Source organism: Serratia sp. J2 (genome assembly GCF_046269175.1).
In the GTDB taxonomy this organism is placed as follows: domain Bacteria; phylum Pseudomonadota; class Gammaproteobacteria; order Enterobacterales; family Enterobacteriaceae; genus Chania; species Chania fonticola_C.
This window is the reverse complement of sequence record NZ_JBKABN010000095.1, coordinates 1-819: the sequence shown is the minus strand read 5'-3', so window position 1 is coordinate 819 and position 819 is coordinate 1. Positions and strand designations below refer to the sequence as shown.

The window sequence follows — 819 nt, the reverse complement described above, 5'->3', positions numbered from 1 at the left end:
GGCTCTGTTGCAAAAATCTGTAGGTGGTAGACTGATCGCCCCATTTGCTGATGGAGTAGCACATGAACCTATTCAAAGGCCGGCATTTTCAGAGAGACATCATCCTATGGGCGGTTCGCTGGTACTGCAAATACGGTATTAGCTACCGCGAGCTGCAGGAGATGCTGGCTGAGCGTGGTGTGAATGTCGATCACTCCACGATTTACCGCTGGGTTCAGCGTTATGCGCCTGAAATGGAAAAACGACTGCGTTGGTACTGGCGTAACCCTTCCGATCTTTGCCCGTGGCACATTGACGAAACGTACGTGAAAGTTAATGGCCGCTGGGCTTATCTTTATCGGGCCGTTGACAGCAAGGGCCGCACTGTCGATTTTTACCTCTCCCAGCGTCGTAACAGCAAGGCGGCATATCGGTTCTTGGGTAAAATCTTCAACAACGTGAAGAAGTGGCAGATCCCACGATTCATCAACACGGATAAAGCGCCCACCTATGGACGTGCGCTTGCGTTACTCAAACGCGAAGGTCGATGCCCGCCTGATGTTGAACACCGACAGATTAAGTATCGGAATAACGTCATTGAATGCGATCATGGCAAGCTAAAAAGGATAATCGGCGCCACGCTGGGATTTAAATCCATGAAGACGGCTTACGCCACTATTAAAGGAATTGAGGTGATGCGTGCACTACGCAAAGGCCAGGCCTCAGCATTTTATTATGGTGACCCCCTGGGCGAAATGCGTCTGATAAGCAGAATTTTTGAAATGTGAGGCCTTTTAATAAGACAAAAGGCTACCTCATCGCGAACTTTGCAACAGTGCC

At 49.7% G+C, this 819-nt stretch carries 1 protein-coding gene; it reads left to right on the top strand.

Annotated features, from left to right (window positions below; genetic code table 11):
* Positions 1-62: 62 nt before the first annotated feature.
* Positions 63-767, top strand: coding sequence for an IS6 family transposase (locus tag ACKWMY_RS28205; protein ID WP_409487547.1), 705 nt, complete (start codon positions 63-65; stop codon positions 765-767).
* Positions 768-819: the final 52 nt, after the last annotated feature.